The following is a 19,093-nucleotide window of genomic DNA, read 5'->3' as shown; positions in this document are numbered from 1 at the left end:
AAATTCAGCCTTTCGGGGTACACCAGCGGCCCTGCCCGGTACAGCCCAAATGCGCCGGGCAGCCCCCGTTTACCGTTCCGCGTCAATGCCGGAATAGATGAGCGGCCAAGGTGTTATGACTGGCATGAGCGCCATTTCCGGACCGCCGCTGCAGGATCACCCCTTGGCCCGTCTGCCCATGACATCACAGCCATGAGCGCGTTTCGCGAGAGCGTGGAAAGCATGATCCCGGCCCTGCGCCGCTATGCGCGAGCGCTGGCGCGCGATGCCGACATCGCCGACGACCTGGTGCAGGACACCCTGGTGCGGGCGCTGCGCTCGGAAAGACTGTTCATCGGCGGCGACCTCAGGAGCTGGCTCTACACCATCCTGACCAATCTCAACCGCAACCGGCGCCGCTCGCTGGCGCGGCGGCCTGTGATGACCGAGCTGTATGACAACAATGCCGACGCGTCCGGCACGGAGGCCGAGGGCCGCGACATCGCCCGCGCGCTGGCGTCGCTGGTCGAGGACCAGCGCTCGGTGCTGTTGCTGGTGATGCTGGAAGGGCTGAGCTACCGCGAGGTCGCCGACATCCAGGGCGTGCCGATCGGCACCGTCATGAGCCGCCTCGCCCGCGCCCGCGCCCATGTGAAAGCCTATCTCGAAGGCGCCCGCCCTGCGCTGCGGAGTGTGAAGTGATGGGGATGGTCATGCAACACGTCCTGCTTTGCTCCTCCGAACGCGGCCAAGCCGCGTTGGGCGGGAGAGGGTGGATCGAAGGCGCGAAGCGCATTCGAGCCGGGAGAGGGGGAGCGACAGAGCGCTGGGCTTGCCCCCTCTCCCGTCCGCGCTGCGCGCGGCCACCCTCTCCGCCAGACGCAGCTTCGCTGCGCCCGGGGAGAGGGGAAAAAGAAGCCGTGCCACTATCATTTTGCACACGAGACCACGCCGATGACCGAACCCAACATGCCCGTCACCGAAGACGAACTGCACGCTTACGTCGACAACGAGTTGCCGGCGGAGCGGGGGGCGATGTCGAGGCGTGGCTCGCCGCGCATCCCGACGAGGCCGCGCGGGTGCAGTCATGGCGGGCGATGGCCGAGACGCTGCATGCGCGCTACGATTCCGTCGCCGACGAAGCCGTGCCGAAGCGGCTGGAGATCGACCGGCTGGTGCAGCAACCGCGCCGCTGGGTCTACGGCGCCATCGCCGCCACGCTGGTGGCCTTCGTCGCGGGCGGCAGCACCGGCTGGCTAGCGCGCGGCGCCACCGCTTCGCCCTCGGCGTTCCGGCATTTCACCGTCGATGCGCTGGACGCCCATCGCCTCTACGTGGTCGAGGTTCGCCATCCCGTCGAGGTCGCAGGCTCCGAACGCGCGCATCTGCAACAGTGGCTGTCGAAGCGCGTCGGCTATGAGATCAAGGCGCCGGAGCTCGAAGGCAGCGGGCTGAAGCTGGTGGGCGGCCGGTTGCTGCCCGGCCCGGAAGCCCCGGCGGCCTTCTTCATGTATGAGAGCCAGAGCGGCGAGCGCTACACTCTGTACACCTCGCGCGCCACCACCGACGCCACGCAGATGCGCTACGCCGCGCAGGACAAGGACGGTGCATTGTTCTGGGCGGAAAAGGGAGTCGGCTACGTAGTCAGCGGCCCAACCGACAAGGACCGACTGAACCAGGTGGCGCGGCTGGTCTATGACCAGACCGAGAAGAGCGGGGGATAGGGCGAACAGCGCTTGCTTTCTTCACCCTCCCTTTTCAAGGGAGAGACTCGAGCGCGCCGCCGGGCGTTCGAACTGGCGCGGCAAAGCAAAATCCGCTCCGCGTCAGAAGCGAACGCAGAGATGCTGCACGGGCAGGCAATGAGGCTTTCAGCTCGCATCAGATTGAAAGCCATCTCATCCGCTTCCGTATTCGTGTCTCGCGGCATGCATGGCCACTCGCCAGCCAAAGACCAGCGCAGGCCCGAGCGTAGCCCCAGGGCCTGGATATGTGCCACGAAAGACAGAGACCGAGTCGTTGCCACATGCATACAGGCCAGGCACCGGGCCGCCACTCTGCGCGATCACGCGACCATTCTCGTCCGTTGCGATCCCTGCACTGCTTGCAAGATCTGCGGGGTAGACAGCAACCGCGTAGAACGGCCCCGGGCCTATCTCTCGCAGGCACGGATTTGGCCCGTTTGCCGGATCTCCGTTGATCCTGTTTAGGTCCGTCGATCCTCGCCCGAAATCTTCGTCGACGCCGGCGGCGGCGTGGCGGTTGTACCGCCCGACGGATTGCCCGAGTTCGCCAGGGTCAATCTTCAGCTGTATTGCCAACGCAGCAATAGTCTCGGCTTCGATGAGATACCCGGCCTCGATGAAGCGTTTCAGCTTCGTCGTTCCCGGCAAAACCAGGCCAATGCCGTAGTCGTGAATGAACCGTCGGTCGCACACCAGGAAAGACGGGACCGAAGGAACCGTCTCATTTGACTTGAGCATGCCCACGCAGAAGTCATGATAGGAATTGGCCTCGTTCACGAAGCGCCTGCCCGCGCTGTTAACGGCTATCAATCCGGGCTTTGCGCGATCGAGCACAATGTGCGGATAGACAGATGTGGTGCCATCCGGCTTTGTCAGGACAGAGCAAGGCATCCAGAGGCCGGCGCTTTCCGTTGCGTCATCGAGTATCGCCCCAATCCCGCAGGCGGCATCGATGCCGTCTCCCGCGATCTCCGGCGAAGCAAGCGACAACGCAGGCACCGGATTGGGAAACATCTCTTCGCGCAAATGACGGCTCCAGCCTATTCCGCCTGTTGCCAGAACCACGCCTCGCCTTGCACGAACGCGAATGTCTCCCTTCGCATCGGCGATGACGGCACCCACAACCGCCCCGTCGACCGCGATGAGTTCGCGCATCGGCGCGTCATAACGTATAGGTACATCCAAACGTTTCAGGCTCATCAGCAGCCGCGCGACCAACGCATTTCCCATAATAAGCCTGGTGCCGCGGCGATAGCGGATGAGATCCTTCATGTAGCGCGCGACCATGCGGGCGACATGCAGAAAGGCCCGCATGGAGCCGAACGGCTTGAGTAGGAGCGGCAAATCCGCCTTTCCGACCATCATCCCGCCAAATGCCATGAATTCCGAACGCGGCGGACGTACGCGGATGAAATCATCGCCAAGCGAACGACCGTCAAACGGCAACGTGCCAAGGGCACGCCCGCCAAAGGCCGCGCCGGGACGATTGCCGAGATAATCGGGATGGGCGGTGGCCGCGGCGAAGGCGACGTCGGTATTTTCCTCGAGATAGTCGAGAACGGCCGGGCCGCTCTGCAAAAAGGCCTCCCGTAACTCTACTCCTTCATTCCCGCGAATGACGGAGTTCAAGTAGGTGCGCGCGGCCTCGACTGAATCTGGAACGCCGGCCCAGGCGCTCTGTCGGCTGCCCGGAATCCAAACCGTGCCTGCGGACGTCGATGCGACGCCACCCACCATATTCGATTTCTCGCAGAGCAGCACGTCGAGCCCTTCAAGGCTCGCGACAAGAGCAGCGGTCATTCCTGCAGCGCCGGCTCCGACCACCAGCAGATCGACCGTCAAATCCCATGAACGATTGATCATCACGGAGCTCTGCGCGCAGCACCTGAAGGACGACGGCCCAGGCTAGGCCTCCTGCCCCATCTCCGCGATCGCCCGCACGGCGGCGACATAGCCCTTGGTCCCCAGACCCGCTACGACCGCGGTGACGACCGACGACATGAGAGACTTGTGATATATCGGTTCGCGCCTGTGAATATTCGAAATGTGAAGCTCGATAATCGGGCCGGGAAACATTTTCAGCGCGTCCATGATCGCCATCGACGTGAAGGTGAAGGCAGCCGGATTGATGACGATCCCGGCCGCCTCGTCGTCGATGGCCTCGTGAATCCAATCGATCAGTTCGAACTCCCTATTCGATTGACGAAATGCGACGGGCTGGCCGGGCACGGCCTGGCGACACATCTCCTCGACTTCAACCAGAGTCGTGGTGCCGTAGATTGCCGGTTCGCGCTTGCCGAGACGATTGAGATTTGGCCCGTTGAGGACATAGATCGGCTTGGTCATGGCAGCACCCTCGCGAAGATTTCGTACAATGGTCACCCCTTGTAGCCAAGCTGCCTGGGCAGCCACAGGACCGTCTCAGGGACGAAAGTGATCAGCATCAGCACCGCCAGGGCCGCCAGGATGAACGGGATCGCTTCACGTACGATGGCGCCCAACGGTTGTTTGGTCATGTTGGCGATGATGAACAGCAGCAGACCGTAAGGCGGCGTCAGCAGTCCTATCATGATGTTGACCACAACGACCACGCCGAACTGAACAAGGTCGACGCCGAGCGCCTTGGCGGTCGGGATGAAGATCGGCACGATCACCAACAGGATGGTGCTGCCTTCGAGCAGACAGCCGAGGATCAGCAGCACGATGTTGACGAGCAGCAGGAAGCCCATGGGGCTGAGATGGAAGCCGCTCATGAACACCTGAAGCGAATTCGGGATGTTCTCGATCGTGACCACGTAGTTGAAGACCAGCGCACCGGCGATCAGGATGCCGACCGACGTCGTGGCCTTGGAACTCGACAGGATCGCGTCATAAAGCTGCCGCAGCGACAGCGAGCGATACAAAAGGCTCGACACCAGCAAGGCGTAGAGCGCAGCCGCGGCCGCCCCTCTGTGGGTGTCATGACGCCGCCATAGATTCCGAACAGCAGGATCACCGGCAGCATCAGGGCGGGAAACGCCTTGACGGTGATGCGCGGGATCTCCCGCATCGGCACCGGCGGCTCGACCGGGAAATCGCGGCGATACGAAATCATAGTATTCATGATCATGAAAGCCAGGCCGAGCAGCAGCCCGGGGACAACGCCGCCCAGAAACAGGAAGCCGATCGAGGCGTCCGACACTAAGGCATACAGCACCATCGGAATCGACGGCGGAATGATCGGGCCAATAATCGCCGCGGAGGCAGTGATGGCGCCGGCGTAGGCGATCGGGTACTTGCCCCCTTTGGTCATCATGCCGATGATGATGCGGCCGATCCCGACGGCATCGGCGATAGCCGATCCGGACATGCCGGCGAAAATCACGTTCGACACGACATTGACGTGTCCAAGGCCGCCGCGAAACCGGCCGACCAGCACGAGACAGAACTGCAGCAGGCGATCGGTGAGCGTGCCGACATTCATCAGGTCGGCAGCGAGGATGAACAGCGGCACCGCCAGCAGCACGTAGCTGTTGAACAAGCCGTTGAGGATCTGTTCGGCGGCGGTGCCGAGATCGAGGCCGGCCAGCAGCAGATAAAAGACCGAGGCGACGATCATGGAGTGACCGATCGGCAGGCCAAGCACGCCGAGGCCGACGATCATCAAAACGCACATGGAAAACGGAGTCGTCATCAGATCAATCGCTCAATTGGGCAGGATCGGTCGAAGGCGACGGGCCGCCACGAATTGCATTCCAGACCAGCCAGACATAGCGGCACAGGCAGGCGACCGCGAAAATCACGTAGATCGCATACAGATAGTTCATCGGAATCTTCAGGTAGGCCGACCGCTCCACCTTCATGAAGGCCACGTATTTGTAGGCCGCAGGAAGTGAGATGCCATAGAGCGCGATGAGGATCAGGCCGGACACGATGGTGAAGATGCGGCGCACCTTCTCCGAGACTGCGCTGTAGAAAATATCGAAGCGAACTTCTTCCTTTTCGGAAATCAGGAACGCCGCGCCCCACAGCACGGTCCAGATCCAGCACAGAATGCTGACTTCATCTGTCCAGCCCACCGGCGCATTCAGGATGTATCGGGAAAAAATCTGGACCAGGAAGCTGACGAACATCAGGAACAGAAGCAGCACCGCGACATTCTCTGCACGGCCGCGCAACCAGTGCAGCGTTCTTATCAAATTGCCCTGGTCCACGCGCCAACCCTGCTCACACTTATGAAATATAGTCGCCGTCCCGGCTGGCCCCAAAGTAACCTCAAGGGCCAGCCCCGCCCGTCGGTTACGCGATGGCGTTGATCTTCTCGAGCGCGCCCTTCGGCCAATCGTTGCCGTACTTGTCGAGATACTTCTTTTGCGCAAAGGCACGGAATGCGTTGAGGTCCGGCACATAGACCTTCTTGCCTTCCGCCTTGAAGGCCTCGACTGCTGCCGTTTCCTGGGCAATCGTCTTGGCCGTGCAGTCGTCGATCGCCTTCTCGGCGGCGGCGCGGAACTTGGCCTGCTGATCGGCCGGCATGGCATCCCAGACCTTGGTCGAGATGCACATGACGTCGTAGCCCATCACATGCCCGGTCAGCACGAACTGCGAGGTGACTTCGTCGAACTTCATCAGCTTGCTGGCCACCAGCGGGTTGTCCTGGCCGTCGATCGTGCCGGTCTGCAACGAGGTATACACCTCGGCATAGGCGACTGGGGTCGGGCTGGCGCCAATCGATTCGCCAAGAAACTGCCAGAACTCGCCGGGCGGCATCCGCAGCTTGATTCCCGAAAGGTCGGACGGCCCTTTGATCACCTTGTCGGGCTTCAGATTGACGTGTCGCGCGCCAAAATACACCGGCATCAGAACTTCGATGCCAAGTTGGTCGCGTGCCAGCTTGATGAATTCCTTGCCGACATCGCTCTTGAAAGTCTTTTTGACATGGTCGGCGTCGCGGAACAGATAGGCCGATGTCATCAGCGACCAGGCCGGGATCTGCTTTGAAATGTCCGCCGGCGCGAGGTTGCACATTTCGAGATTGCCACGCTGCATAGCGACAAGTTCGGTGCCCTGCTTGAACAGCGTATTGCCCCAGAATGGTTCAAAGTCGAAATCGTCTTTAATGGCGGCGCCAAAAGCCTTGTAGGCTGCGCCGCGCAAGTCCTGTTCGGTGAAAGCGGAACTGAACCGCAGCTTCTTTTTGGACTGCGCCTCGCGCCTGACGACGCCAAGAGCAAGGCGGATGCGCCTGTCACAAGTGCGCGTCGCCGCGTCATCTCCCGAGCCATCGTTATCCTCCCCAATTGATCGGCCCTTGCGGCCATTGGGATGAATAATGCCCAAACAAAATCCGGATGCAACGATTAATTGAAAAATATAAGATAATTCTTAAAACATATGACAGGCTAAGGAAGCTCATTGGCGGCCAGAGCATGCCGGAGACCGCCCTCGACATGGGTATCGAGAATCGCCTGGGCGGATCTGGCATCCCGCTGCAACGCGCAGTCGAGCAGGCGGCGATGCTCGTCGACGGCAACGTCCCCGCGAAAGCCGAGCGAGATCATCTGGTAGCGCAAGTACTTCTCAAAGACGGCAGCGTGAGTTTGCATCAACAGGCCAGAGCCACACGCCGAAACCAGCGCCTGGTGAAATTGCCAGTCATATTGCTTCCAGATCTCGGTCACGCCGAGTTCGCCGGATTGCATCCGGTCCTCCATCATCGCTAGCTTGTGGTGAGCCGCAACGACGCGCGCCTCCCAATCGATATCGCCCTGGGCGAACGACTGTTCGAGGGCGTGCTTCTCGAGAAGCTGCCGCAGCGCTGCGACCTCCTTCAGGTTCTGCGCCGAAATCGGCGCGACTTCGAACCCCGCTGGCCTTCGGCAACAACCAGCTTTTCGGATGAAAGCCTGCTCAGAATTTCCCGAAGCGTGCTGACGCTGGTTTGGTATTCCGCGCGCAGCAAATCCAGCTTGAGCTTCCGGCCAGGGGCTAGCTTGCCGAACAGAATGTCACCGCGGATGCGCTTGTAGGCGACCTCGCCGGCTGTTGCGATTGCGGAGGAAGCGGTCATTTGGCTGGCCTTCTTCGCGGGACGGCTGATCGGTTGCGGGACACGCGCTGGGCCTCCGCCGATTTCGGAACATTGCGTTCCGGTTTCACCGCCCTGCTCCGGCTTGACAACGGCCGCCCTGCAGGCAGCGACATGCCGACGCCGGGCAGATCACCTCGCGCTACGGCGGCTTCAACACAGCCTTCGACATGCTGAACGAGCACGGACTTCGCCCGCCCGACGTCGCGTTTCAGGGCGCAATCGAGCAGCGTCCGATGCTCACGCGCCGCAATGCCGCCACGGTAGATCTCAAACACCATCTGGTAGCGGAGGTACTTGTCGTAAATGGACGCGTGGGTCTCCAGCAGCACCTCCGATCCGCAGGCGGAAACAAGCGATTGATGAAATTCGCGATCGTAGTTTTTCCAGCGCTCGGCGGCCGTACGATCGCCCGCGGCGACTTCGTCTTCGAGACGCGCAAGCTTGTGGTGCGCCGCAACAACGCCGCCTTCCCATTCGAGGTCTCCGGCTGCAAACGACGCCTCCAGAGCCGCGCATTCGAGCAGCAGCCGCATCGCTGCGACCTCACGAAAGCCGGTCGAAGAAACTGACGCGACTTCAAAGCCGCGTTGCCCTTCCGCAGCGACAAAACCGTCTGAACACAGGCGATTGAGGATCTCGCGCAGCGTGCTGGCGCTGACGCCATAGGTCTGCCCCACCGAGTCCAGGCGCAGTTTCTGGCCAGGCGCGAGCCGGGCAAAGATGATGTCGTTTTTCAACTGCCTGTAGAGAGCGTCGCCGACCGTTTCGGTTTCGGCAATCTGTTGAGCAAACATCAGGCAAATTCCCGTTAGCTACCGACGCACGCGATATAAAGGCGGTCGTCTCGTCGACAATCATTACACCATACGATTGTAAAATTGCATGAGATAAATTAGACCCGCATCCGCCTGCAGCAAAAAACTCGGGCGTATCTGGGTTTCGATCAGGGAAGGCAACCTCAATGAGCGTGAAAGGATCAGGTTTTCTGGCGATCTGGAGCGACGTTCTTCCCGATCAGGAGACCGACTACCTGCATTGGCTGACCCGCGAACATGCCGCGGAGCGCGTCGGCATTCCCGGCTTTCTCGGTGTCCGGATCTTTCGCGCCAGGTCACCGTCGCTCTGCAGGTATTTCATCCTTTACCGCTTGCTGGATGCGGCGGTCGTCGGCAGCGCGCCCTATCTCGAACGTCTCAATGCGCCGACGCCTTGGTCACAACGCATCATGCCGATCCTGCAGAATTTCGTGCGCGGCGGCGGGACCATTACCATGGAACAGAGCACGGGAAACGGCGCCATGATCGTCCCGGTGATCTGTGGCGCAGCCGACCTCGAGTCCGTCCGAACGGTGTTGCCGGCGGTGCGGGCGTGCGATCGCATCGTCTCGGCACGGCTGCTGGAAGTCGAGCAAGGCGACACGCTGATCGCGACCAAGGAAAAGTCGATCCGCCGCGACGACCGATCGTTCGAGGCCCTGCTGGTTGTCGAGGCTCTGGATGATGCCAGCCTGGACGCCGCACTGGGCATCCTCAACGGTGTCGCCGGCGGCCTCGGCGCGGATACGCTGCGCTTCGACCAGATATTTGCCCTGGATTATGTAGACCTGACGACGGAAGCGGCGTGACATGTCCATCAGTTCGACAGACGAGGCTTCGCACGCAACGTCAACGGATCGTCCGCGCTTTACCGAGAAGCTGGACAAATATCTGGATGATGCCGACCTCGACCTGTTGATCGTCACCTCGAAACACAATGTGCGCTACCTGCTCGGCGGCCATCATCATCACTTCTTCGACTACACCGACGCCATCGGCGTCAGCCGCTACCTGCCGATCCTGGTGTACCCAAAAGGCGGCTGGGAAAACGCCGCCTACTTCGGAAACCGCAACGAGAAGGACCAGATTGCGGCTCGCCGCCAGGAGGGTCACGGCCTTTGGGTGCCCAAAGTTCAGGCCGCCGCGTCGGGTACGCTCGACGCGATGGCACTTGCCGTCCAGCATATCCGCGCGCTCGGCATCACACCTGCGCGCATCGGCATCGAAGCGGCATTCCTGCCTTGGGACGCCGCATCGAGCCTGCAGCAGGCGTTTCCCAATACGGCGCTGGTGGATGCATTGCGACCGCTAGAACGGCTCCGCGCGGTAAAGACGCCTGCCGAGCTGGCGCTGCTCGAGCGGGCCTCCGATCTCGTCGTCGACGCAATGATTTCGGTGGCGCAGGGGCAGCGGCCCGGCGTGCGCAAGCGCGAGATCGTTGAAGCCTTGCGGCTGGCGGAAGTCGAACGCGGCCTTGTCTTCGAATACGGCCTGCTGACGGTGGGGACCCATTTGAACCGTGCGCCGACCAACGACGCCTGGGACGCCGGACAGATCATGTCGATGGATTCCGGCGGCAATCTGGACGGATACATCGGCGATCTCTGTCGCATGGCTATTCTCGGCGAGCCCGACAGTCAGTTGGAGGATCTTCTCGCGGAGGTCCGCGCGATCCAGGACATAGCACGATCCGCGGCCAAGGTGGGCATTCGCGGCGGCGATGTGTTTGCCGCCGGCCAGGCGGCGATGCGCGCTTCACCGTCGGGTGCATCGCTGACGTTTGTGGCCCATGGCATGGGGCTGGTCAAGCCACGAAGCGCCCCGCCTCACCGCCAGCGGACCGATCCCCTATCCCGCGTCCGACGCCGATCTGCCGCTGGAAGCCGGCATGGTGCTCTCGGTCGAAACGACGATGCACCATCCCACGAGCGGCTTCATCAAGCTGGAGGATACGATCGCCGTGATGCAGGAAGGCAGCGTCGGTTACGGAGATTGCGCGCGCGGCTGGATCTGCTGCGGCGGCAACGTCGACGCCTCGCAAGTTTAAGCGTGAGGCTGAGGAACTTCGCGCAAATTCCGCGATACGTCGTCGCCCGTGAGGAATGCGAAAGCGCCTGTCAATCCGGGCCGGTTCGTTTTGCAGGTCTTGAATTCTGCAACAAAGCCGCGGCTCTTCCGCGGCTTTGTTGCGTTTGGGATTCTCTTTTGGGTGATTTGTAAGGAGAGCGTCAGAAATTCCGCCGCTATCGCTCGAGATCGCTGCGCGGATTGTACGGCTTGTTATCGCGCCATTTTTCCATCAGCGCTTCTAGCTCGGCGTCGTGGCCATCCGGTAGCATCACGCGGGTGGTGTAGTAGAGGTCGCCGGCGCTGCCGCCCGGCTTCGGCATGCCTTTGCCCTTGAGCCGAAAATTGCGGCCGCTCGAGGTGTTCTTCGGGATCGACAACTCCACCGCGCCCGACAGCGTCGGCACGCGCACCTTGGCGCCGAGCACGGCTTCATACAGCGTGATCGGCAGCTCGACGCGCAGGTCGCTGCCGTCCACCTTGAAGAAGGCATGCGGCGCGATGCTGATGGTGATCAGTAGGTCGCCGGGCCGATGGTTCGGCGCGGTGTCACCCTGCCCCTTCAGCCGGATCTGCTGGCCGGCGGTGACGCCGGCCGGGATCTTGACGTTGAGCTCCTTGCCGGTGGACAGCCGGACGCGCTTCTCGGCGCCCTGGACCGACTCTTCCAGCGTCACCGACATGGTGACGTTGAGGTCGAGGTCGGGCGCGACAAAGCCGCCGGTATCGTATTCGAAGCCCTGCGGGCCGCCGCGGGCGCCGCGTGCCTGAGCGCCGCCGAACATGCTGTTGAGGATGTCCTCGAAGCCGCCGCCACCGCCGCCGGGAAAGCCCTGCGCGCCCGGTCCGCCGCCAAAACCCTGCTGGAATCCGCGCGGCTGACTACGACCGCCGGCAGCGCCGCCGCCGGGAAAACCCTGGAAGCGCGGCTTGCCGTCGGCATCGATCTCGCCGCGGTCGAACTGCTTGCGCTTGTCCTCGTCGCCGATGATCTCGTTTGCCGAGTTCACTTCCGAAAAGCGCTCTGCGGCCTTCGGATCTTTCTGGTTGTTGTCAGGGTGATGCTTCTTGGCAAGCTTGCGGTAGGCGCTCTTGATCGCCGCAGCGCTGGCGCCCCGCTGCACCCCCAAGACCTCATAGGGGTCGCGCATCCGTCTCAACTCCTTCAGGATAAAAAAGAAGGCGGGCAACCGGCCCGCACCTCTTTCGACAGGCCAACGGCCTGCCGGGGTGTCATCTGGTATCTTCGTGGCATTTTTGCAACGGGGGCGCAAGGGCGGCGCTGCGAAATCAGCTCCGCTTCCATGGCTTCAGGGTGTGGACGTCCCAGCGGCCACGCTCGGCGCGGCAGGCGGCGCCCTGCAGCCAGCTTTCCGAGGTGCCGTTGACGTAGCTGGCGAGAAAATCCCGGCAGGTGCGGCCTTCGGCGGTATAGGGGCTGGCCAGCGGGGTCACCGAGCCGCGGGCGCCGGTGGAGGGATTCTCCCACGGCTGGCTGGAATCCTTGCCGCCCTTGGTCAGCACGTCGGAGGCGGCCGTGCGGGCAAAGGCCAGGTCGGCATCGGTGGGTTCGGTCCCGGAGGTCGGCTTCAGCGGCGTGACCGAGCCGGTGACGTCGCCGCCCTCCATCCGGGCGAAGGCGGAGTCGTTGCGGCCAATGCTGCAACCGCCGAGGCCGAAGCCGATTAGAATTGCTGTCAGTGCCACGCCGAGCGAACCGATCGCCGGTAGGCCAATGCGTTGCCGTACCCTATATAGGTCGGACCTATTCAGGGAGCGCAACACGCTCTGGTACGCACGCGGACGCAAATCGGAACTCCGGACATGACCGACACAACCATCAAACACCCAAGCCAGTTAACGTCCGGTGATTTTACGGCGGCAGAGGAGCCGTTTTCCCTGTTCGCCGAATGGTTTGCCGAGGCGGTGACCGGGGAGCCCAACGATCCCAACGCCATGGCGCTGGCGACTGTCGATCCCGACGGCCTGCCCGACGTCCGCATGGTGCTGATGAAGGGCTACGACGCCGACGGCTTCGTGTTCTACAGCCACATCGCCAGCCAGAAGGGCCAGGAGCTCGCTGCCAACCCCAAGGCCGCGCTACTGTTTCACTGGAAGTCGCTGCGCCGCCAGGTGCGGATCCGCGGCCCGGTCACGCCGGTGACCGCCGAGGAGGCCGACGCCTATTTCGCCTCCCGGCCGAAACAGGCGCAGATCGGCGCCTGGGCCAGCAAGCAGTCGCAGCCGCTGGAAAGCCGTTTCGCCTTCGAGCAGGCCATTGCCAGGGAAGCCGCGAAGCATCTGATCGGCAGCGTGCCGCGGCCGCCCGGCTGGACCGGCTGGCGGATCACCCCCAGCGCTTCGAATTCTGGCACGACCGCCCTTTCCGACTGCATGACCGCATCGAATTCCGCCGCGACGGCGCCGATGCGACCGACAGCGCGTGGACCAAAGTGAGGCTCTACCCGTGAGCTCCGACAGCAGAACGAGACCGACTGGCATGCCCAATAGCGCGACCTCCAATGCCCCCAAGCGCACCTTGTTGCTGACCGGCGCCAGCCGCGGCATCGGCCACGCCACGGTGATGCGGTTTTCCAGCGCCGGCTGGCGGGTGCTGACCTGCTCGCGGCATCCGTTTCCCGAGGAGTGCCCCTGGGATGCCGGCCCCGAGGACCACGTTCAGGTCGACCTCGCCGATCACGCCGACACCACGCGTGCCATCGCCGAGATCAAGGAGCGGCTCGAAGGCGGGATGCTGCATGCGCTGGTGAACAACGCCGCGATCTCGCCGAAGGCCGAAGGCGGCAAGCGGATGGGATCGATCGATACCGATGTAGACACATGGAGCCACGTATTCCGTGTCAACTTCTTCGCGCCGATCATGATGGCGCGCGGCCTGATCGAGGAATTGAAGGCGGCGAAAGGCTCGGTGGTCAACGTCACCTCGATCGCCGGTTCGCGCGTGCATCCGTTTGCCGGCGCGGCCTATGCCACCTCCAAGGCGGCGCTGGCGTCACTGACCCGCGAGATGGCGTCGGATTTCGGACGTCTCGGCGTCCGCGTCAACGCCATCGCGCCGGGCGAGATCGATACGTCGATCCTGTCGCCGGGCACCGACAAGATTGTCGCCGAACAGATCCCACTGCATCGCCTCGGCACACCTGACGAGGTAGCGAAGATCATCTATGTGCTGTGCACGGAAACCAGTTCCTACGTGAACGGCGCGGAGATCCACATCAACGGCGGGCAACACGTTTAGCCGCTGAGTTATCATCCTCCGGCGCGCAATTGTCGCGCTCGAGGGCGCGAGCAATGCATCATCCTCGGCCACGCGAATGGGCGTAGCTGAGGATGGCGGCGTTGTTACTCCGCGCGAAACTTGCGCGCCTTAGCGACCGGGACGCTCACTCCGGCACTGGAGCAATCGTCTTCGGATTCGCCGTCGAGCAGCGCGGCGCCGCAATGCTTGCAGCAGCGCGACGACAGCGCCGTTGCCTTGCGGCCCTGCTGATAGCCCAGGAAGTCGATAACGTTGCGGGCGGCGTTTGCGTCTTTTTCAACCATGGCGTCCTCATCTGTCTGCGAGACTTATCGCAGCAACCTCTCTGCCAATTGTTCAGCGGAACGCTCAAATTTTACCGTTGAGATTCAGGCGGCGGGATCTCCCGGCCGCCCCGCGGGGCAGTGCAACATCGACGAATATGCGGGTCGCGCTTCGCATGCATTGCGTTGCAGCACCTCAAATGCCGCATCAGCGCAGCAAGTCGGTACCAATTCATGGCTGTAGAATAATCCGCTATTTACCATCGCGAGCGAAATGTCGCACACTCACCCATGGATTCGTGGAGATTCCGCAATGTCGGTGATGCAGATGACAAAGCTGGAAAGTGCCGCAGCGGTTTCATCTGACAGCGAGCGGCTGATCGACCAGCTATCCAACCGTATCGGCGAACTCGGCGTCGAACTGGCTGATGTCGCCGGCAACCTGCAGGAAGTCGCCGGCCGCGTATTAGGCCAGTCCGAACGCTTCAGTCATTTGCAAAGTACGGCGGAGACCATGGTCGCCGCCAACCGCGCAATCGCAAGCGCATCGCATACCGTGCAATCGGCGACGGCGGCGGCGGTCGGTGACATCAGCGATTCCGCAGCGTGGTCGAGACAGCCGTGCAGCACATCGCCGAGTTGATCAAGGCAGTCGGCCGCATCGAGGAGCGGCTCGGCGCCGTCGGCAGCGCGCTGACCCAGGTCGGCAAGGTATCAAGTTCGATCGCCGCCATCGCCAAGCAGACCAACCTGCTCTCGCTCAACGCCACCATCGAGGCGGCGCGCGCCGGCGACGCCGGCAAGGGTTTTGCCGTGGTCGCCAGCGAGGTGAAGAACCTTGCCGAAGCGACGCGGCAGGCAACGCAGCAGATCGGTGAGACGGTACGCGATCTCGACGGCCAGATCGGCAGCCTGATCGGCGAAACCAGCGACGCCTCGCAGCGCGCCAACGATGCCGGCGACGGCGCGCGGCAGATCCAGGACATCATGGCGCGCGTGCAGGACGGCTTTACCGCGGTCGGTCGCGAGATCGACAGCGTGGCCAATGCAGCGACGTCCAATCTGTCGCATTGCGATGCTGTCATCGACAACCTCAGCGACCTCGCTGGCGGCGTCGAGCTGTCCTCCACCGAATTGAAGCGCGCCGACGACCGCGTCGCCGCCTTGCTCGACATGTCCGAGGAACTGATCGCACTGATCGCCAACAGCGGCGTGGAAACCTCCGACGCGCCGCTGATCCGCATCGTCGTGCAGACCGCGCAGCAGATCGCTGCCGCCTTCGAAGCCGGCGTCGCGCGCGACGACATCAGCCTCCATCAATTGTTTGACGAGAACTATCGCGAAATTCCCGGCACCGATCCGAAACAGTACCTCACCGACTATGTGGCGTTCACCGACCGCATCCTGCCGCCGATCCAGGACCCGGTGCAGACCATGGACCCGCGCATTGCCTTCTCCGTGGCCTGGGCGAAGGGCGGCTATCTGCCGACTCACAATCCGAACTACCGGCTTCCGCAAGGTCCGGATCCAGTGTGGAACAATGCGAACTGCCGCAACCGCCGGCTGTTCAGCGACCGCGCGGTGCGCAAGGTCGCCGCCAATACCAGGCCGTTCCTGCTGCAGACCTACCGGCGCGACATGGGCGGCGGCAACTTCGTTCTGATGAAGGACCTGTCGTCGCCGATCATGGTGGGCGGCCGCCACTGGGGTGCCTTCCGCATCGGCTTCCGGCAGGGGTAGCGTTCTTGCGGCCGGGCAGCGCCCGTCAGCAAAAACCCGCCGGTTGATCCCGGCGGGTTTTTACATTGCGGCAGTAGCGGCGCAGCAAAAGCTACAGCCACCGCTTCCACTTGAAAACACGTAAGGCAGCGCGCCGGCGAGCAGCATCATGATCAGCGCCATCGGGTAGCCGTGCGTCCATTCCAGTTCCGGCATCATCTTGAAGTTCATGCCGTAGACCGAAGCGATCAGGGTCGGCGGCATCAGCACCACGGCCATCACCGAGAACAGCTTGATGATGTTGTTCTGTTCGAGGTTGACCACGCCCAGCATGGCATCGAGCACGAAGGTGATCTTATTCGACAGATACGAGGCGTGATCGGTCAATGAGGCCACGTCGCGCTGCATGGTCTTGAGCTGCGCGCGCATCTCCTTGGACCATTTGACGCCGTCGGCTTCGGCCGTGACGAAGGTGACCACGCGACCGATCGACACCAGGCTTTCCCGCACCTTCGAGGTGAGGTCGCCCTTGCGGCCGATGGCGATCAGGATTTCCGAATAGCGCTTGGCGTGGCCGGTGCGCATGGATTCGTCAGGCTCGAAAATGTCGTGGCTGACCTGGTCCACGTCGGCGCCCGCGCGTTCGAGAATGTCGGCGCACCGGTCGATCACGGCATCGAGCAGTTCCAGCAGCACCGTCTCGCCGTTGGCGGTGGGCGGCGCCAGCCGGGCCAGCTTCATCTCCACCAGCGCGAAGGGTTTTGGCGCATCGTAGCGCACCGTCACCAGACGATGCCGGGTCAGGATGAAGGTCACGGGTGTGATGCGCGGCGAGTCGGTATCGGCCGCGCACATCAGGCTGGCGGTCATGTAGCGGGCGCCGTTCTCGATATAGAGCCGGCTGGAAATCTCGATCTCCTGCATGTCCTCCCGGGTGGGGATCTCGATCCCGGCCAGCCGCTCCACCGCGTGGTCCTCATCCGGCGACGGCTTGACCATGTCGATCCACACCGAGTTGTCCGGCAGCGCCGCAAGATCGGTGGGTTCGGAGCGCTTCAGGGCGGAATCGGCAGGGGTAAAGACGGCGAGCATGGGCAACTCCGGAACTGGGAAGATGGAGCGAAGCGGACGACCGAATCGGGAGACCACCATGACCGATCGGACCGATCGCGGTCATGACAGCCTTCGAGCAGCGCGCCAACCCCCGTCCCCGGGTACCGATTTCACGGAGGAGTGACCCGAAGCGCACTGCACGCGACCGGGAGCGAGCGCCCTGCCCAAGAAATAGCCGGGCCCGCGGCTGCCTGCGACAATTTGGACACAGGTGACCCGCGACCTGCGTCGCGCGTCGCGGAAGCGCTGGAAATACGGCCGGTTTCGGCGATAATCATTTCCACGGAATCGCGATTTCGCAGCGCCTTTTCGCAGCGCTGGCGTATTGGAACAATCAAATGTCGTCTCTGAAGCTTAGGTTGGGACTTGTGCTGACCGCCGGCCTGATGCTGTCGGGTTGCATGCAGGCCACTACCTACGAGGCCTCCTCGGAAAAGAACCTGAAGCCGCGCGACAAGGAATTGCTGGCCAAGGTATCCTATGTGAAGACACCGGTCGCCGAGCCGTTCCGCCGCGCCATCGTCGAGTTCCACCGCAAGGAACTGCCGGGCTCGATCGTGGTCGATTCCGACAACCATTATCTCTATTACGTCCAGGACGGCGGCAAGGCGATCCGCTACGGCATCACCGTCGGCGAGGAAGCCATGGCGTGGTCCGGCGTCGCCAAGGTCGGCAGCATGACCGAGTGGCCGCCGTGGCACCCGACTGCTTCGGAGATCTCCCGTCTCGGCGTGCCGAAGTTCGTGCCGCCCGGTCCGGACAATCCGATGGGCTCGCGCGCGATGTATCTGTATTCCGGCGGCAAGGACACGCTGTTCCGGATTCACGGCACCAACCAGCCGGAATATATCGGCGCCTCGATCTCCTCGGGCTGCATCCGCATGACCAACGAGGACGTCATCGACCTCTACAACCGCGTCAAGGTCGGCGCCGTTGTCGTGGTGCTCGAGCCCAAGCAGGGCGACTCGCCGGTGAATTCGAAGCTGGCGCTCCAGGGCGGCGCGGCATCGTTCTGATCGCCTGCGGCAGAATTTTAGAATTGAAGAAGGCGTCGGTCGCAACCGGCGCCTTCTTTTTGTGAAAAGGCGCTGCGCGCATGATACACGGCGCCAAATCTGCGACAAATCGGACACACTTTGTGCGCGGCGTGATCGAATGCGCGTGGAAGCACTGTGAATTCTACCGATTTCGATGATACTCAATCTCAATTGAATCGACGCAAGATCGGCGTGCCATGGGCGCCACTTTACAGTTGGAATGATTTTATGACGTCTCGCATCGTTAGACTGGGACTTCTGGTTGCCGCCGGCCTGATGATGTCGGGCTGCATGCAGGCGACCTCGACCACCTATCAGCCTGCACCGGAAGCCAGCCTCAAGCCGCAGGACAAGGCCCAGCTGGCCAAGGCGCGCTACGTCAATACCCCGGTCGCCGCGCCGTTTCGCCGCGCCATCGTCGACTATCACCGCAAGGAACTGCCCGGTTCCATCGTGGTCGATTCCGACAATCACTACCTTTATTACGTGATGGATGGCGGCAAGGCGATCCGCTATGGCGTCACCGTCGGCGAGGAAGCCCTGGCATTCTCCGGCGTGGCCCGTGTCGGCAACATGGCCGAATGGCCGAAGTGGACGCCGACCAAAGACATCCACGCCCGCATCGAGGGCCTGCCTGCCCAGGTGCCCGGCGGCGTCGACAATCCCCTCGGCGCCCGGGCGCTGTATCTCTATCAGGGCAACAAGGACACCCTGTTCCGAATTCACGGCACCAACCAGCCGGAATATATCGGAGCCTCGATCTCCTCCGGCTGCATCCGCATGACCAACGAGGACGTCATCGACCTCTACAGCCGGGTCAAGCCGGGCAGTGTCGTCGTCGTGCTGGAGCCGAACCACGGCGACTCGCCGTTCAATTCCAAGCTGGCGCTGCAGGGCACCGGTGGCTCGCCCAACTAGGCATCCACCAGCTTCAGGAACTCAAAAAAGCGCCGGTTTTTCCGACGCTTTTTATGGGCGATACGGGCGATCCCCGACGGAGCGCTC

Annotated in this window: 13 protein-coding genes and 7 pseudogenes; 9 read left to right on the top strand and 11 right to left on the bottom strand. The window is 62.6% G+C overall.

Going from position 1 to position 19,093, the window contains the following annotated elements:
* Positions 1–192: 192 nt before the first annotated feature.
* Both ONR75_RS08190 and ONR75_RS08185 read left to right on the top strand, forming a co-directional pair.
* A complete protein-coding gene (locus tag ONR75_RS08190) occupies positions 193–681 on the top strand; it encodes a sigma-70 family RNA polymerase sigma factor (RefSeq protein WP_265082147.1) in 489 nt (162 codons plus the stop codon).
* 252 nt (positions 682–933) lie between these two features.
* Positions 934–1,703 (top strand): annotated as a pseudogene (locus ONR75_RS08185) (anti-sigma factor family protein).
* A 174-nt stretch (positions 1,704–1,877) separates the two neighbouring features.
* Here the strand turns inward: ONR75_RS08185 and ONR75_RS08180 are convergent.
* The 7 genes and pseudogenes from ONR75_RS08180 to ONR75_RS08150 all read right to left on the bottom strand — a co-directional run.
* Positions 1,878–3,587, bottom strand: a complete 1,710-nt coding sequence (locus ONR75_RS08180; RefSeq protein ID WP_265083587.1) for an FAD-dependent oxidoreductase — start codon at positions 3,585–3,587, stop codon at positions 1,878–1,880.
* A gap of 42 nt (positions 3,588–3,629) precedes the next feature.
* Positions 3,630–4,070: a type II 3-dehydroquinate dehydratase gene (locus ONR75_RS08175; RefSeq protein WP_265082146.1), complete on the bottom strand. Its 441-nt coding sequence runs from the start codon at positions 4,068–4,070 to the stop codon at positions 3,630–3,632.
* Between the two features lie 32 nt (positions 4,071–4,102).
* A pseudogene (locus ONR75_RS08170) lies at positions 4,103–5,322 on the bottom strand (TRAP transporter large permease).
* 79 nt (positions 5,323–5,401) lie between these two features.
* The gene (locus tag ONR75_RS08165) at positions 5,402–5,917 is read right to left on the bottom strand and encodes a TRAP transporter small permease (protein ID WP_265082145.1); all 516 of its coding nucleotides are present in this window, start codon (positions 5,915–5,917) and stop codon (positions 5,402–5,404) included.
* Between the two features lie 85 nt (positions 5,918–6,002).
* Entirely contained in the window at positions 6,003–6,860 is an 858-nt protein-coding gene (gene dctP, locus ONR75_RS08160; protein WP_265082144.1) for a TRAP transporter substrate-binding protein DctP, read from the bottom strand.
* A 245-nt stretch (positions 6,861–7,105) separates the two neighbouring features.
* Positions 7,106–7,773: pseudogene (locus tag ONR75_RS08155) on the bottom strand (GntR family transcriptional regulator).
* 146 nt (positions 7,774–7,919) lie between these two features.
* A pseudogene (locus ONR75_RS08150) lies at positions 7,920–8,588 on the bottom strand (GntR family transcriptional regulator); the annotation flags it as partial.
* Between the two features lie 167 nt (positions 8,589–8,755).
* Between ONR75_RS08150 and ONR75_RS08145 the strand changes: the two are divergent.
* On the top strand, positions 8,756–9,418 hold the full coding sequence (locus ONR75_RS08145) for a hypothetical protein (protein WP_265082143.1): 663 nt from the start codon (positions 8,756–8,758) through the stop codon (positions 9,416–9,418).
* Position 9,419: 1 nt separating this feature from the next.
* Positions 9,420–10,829: a M24 family metallopeptidase gene (locus ONR75_RS08140; RefSeq protein ID WP_320109714.1), complete on the top strand. Its 1,410-nt coding sequence runs from the start codon at positions 9,420–9,422 to the stop codon at positions 10,827–10,829.
* 23 nt (positions 10,830–10,852) lie between these two features.
* On the opposite strand, the gene ONR75_RS08135 is transcribed toward ONR75_RS08140, so the two are convergent.
* Both ONR75_RS08135 and ONR75_RS08130 read right to left on the bottom strand, forming a co-directional pair.
* On the bottom strand, positions 10,853–11,827 hold the full coding sequence (locus tag ONR75_RS08135) for a J domain-containing protein (RefSeq protein WP_265082142.1): 975 nt from the start codon (positions 11,825–11,827) through the stop codon (positions 10,853–10,855).
* A 139-nt stretch (positions 11,828–11,966) separates the two neighbouring features.
* Positions 11,967–12,458: an RT0821/Lpp0805 family surface protein gene (locus ONR75_RS08130; protein ID WP_413776497.1), complete on the bottom strand. Its 492-nt coding sequence runs from the start codon at positions 12,456–12,458 to the stop codon at positions 11,967–11,969.
* A gap of 42 nt (positions 12,459–12,500) precedes the next feature.
* Here ONR75_RS08130 and pdxH point away from each other — a divergent pair.
* Positions 12,501–13,147, top strand: a pseudogene (gene pdxH / locus ONR75_RS08125) (pyridoxamine 5'-phosphate oxidase).
* Between the two features lie 29 nt (positions 13,148–13,176).
* The gene (locus ONR75_RS08120; RefSeq protein WP_265082140.1) at positions 13,177–13,935 is read left to right on the top strand and encodes an SDR family NAD(P)-dependent oxidoreductase; all 759 of its coding nucleotides are present in this window, start codon (positions 13,177–13,179) and stop codon (positions 13,933–13,935) included.
* 104 nt (positions 13,936–14,039) lie between these two features.
* Here the strand turns inward: ONR75_RS08120 and ONR75_RS08115 are convergent, their stop codons facing one another.
* The gene (locus ONR75_RS08115) at positions 14,040–14,240 is read right to left on the bottom strand and encodes a hypothetical protein (protein ID WP_265082139.1); all 201 of its coding nucleotides are present in this window, start codon (positions 14,238–14,240) and stop codon (positions 14,040–14,042) included.
* A gap of 292 nt (positions 14,241–14,532) precedes the next feature.
* Here ONR75_RS08115 and ONR75_RS08110 point away from each other — a divergent pair.
* Positions 14,533–15,959, top strand: a pseudogene (locus tag ONR75_RS08110) (methyl-accepting chemotaxis protein).
* 91 nt (positions 15,960–16,050) lie between these two features.
* Here the strand turns inward: ONR75_RS08110 and ONR75_RS08105 are convergent.
* A pseudogene (locus tag ONR75_RS08105) lies at positions 16,051–17,030 on the bottom strand (magnesium transporter CorA family protein).
* Between the two features lie 359 nt (positions 17,031–17,389).
* Here ONR75_RS08105 and ONR75_RS08100 point away from each other — a divergent pair.
* On the top strand, positions 17,390–18,067 hold the full coding sequence (locus ONR75_RS08100) for a L,D-transpeptidase (protein WP_265082138.1): 678 nt from the start codon (positions 17,390–17,392) through the stop codon (positions 18,065–18,067).
* A gap of 249 nt (positions 18,068–18,316) precedes the next feature.
* Positions 18,317–19,006, top strand: a complete 690-nt coding sequence (locus ONR75_RS08095; RefSeq protein ID WP_265082137.1) for a L,D-transpeptidase — start codon at positions 18,317–18,319, stop codon at positions 19,004–19,006.
* The last annotated feature ends 87 nt before the right edge of the window (positions 19,007–19,093 follow it).

Source organism: Rhodopseudomonas sp. P2A-2r (assembly GCF_026015985.1).
In the GTDB taxonomy this organism is placed as follows: domain Bacteria; phylum Pseudomonadota; class Alphaproteobacteria; order Rhizobiales; family Xanthobacteraceae; genus Tardiphaga.
This window is presented reverse-complemented; position numbering and strand designations above follow the sequence as displayed.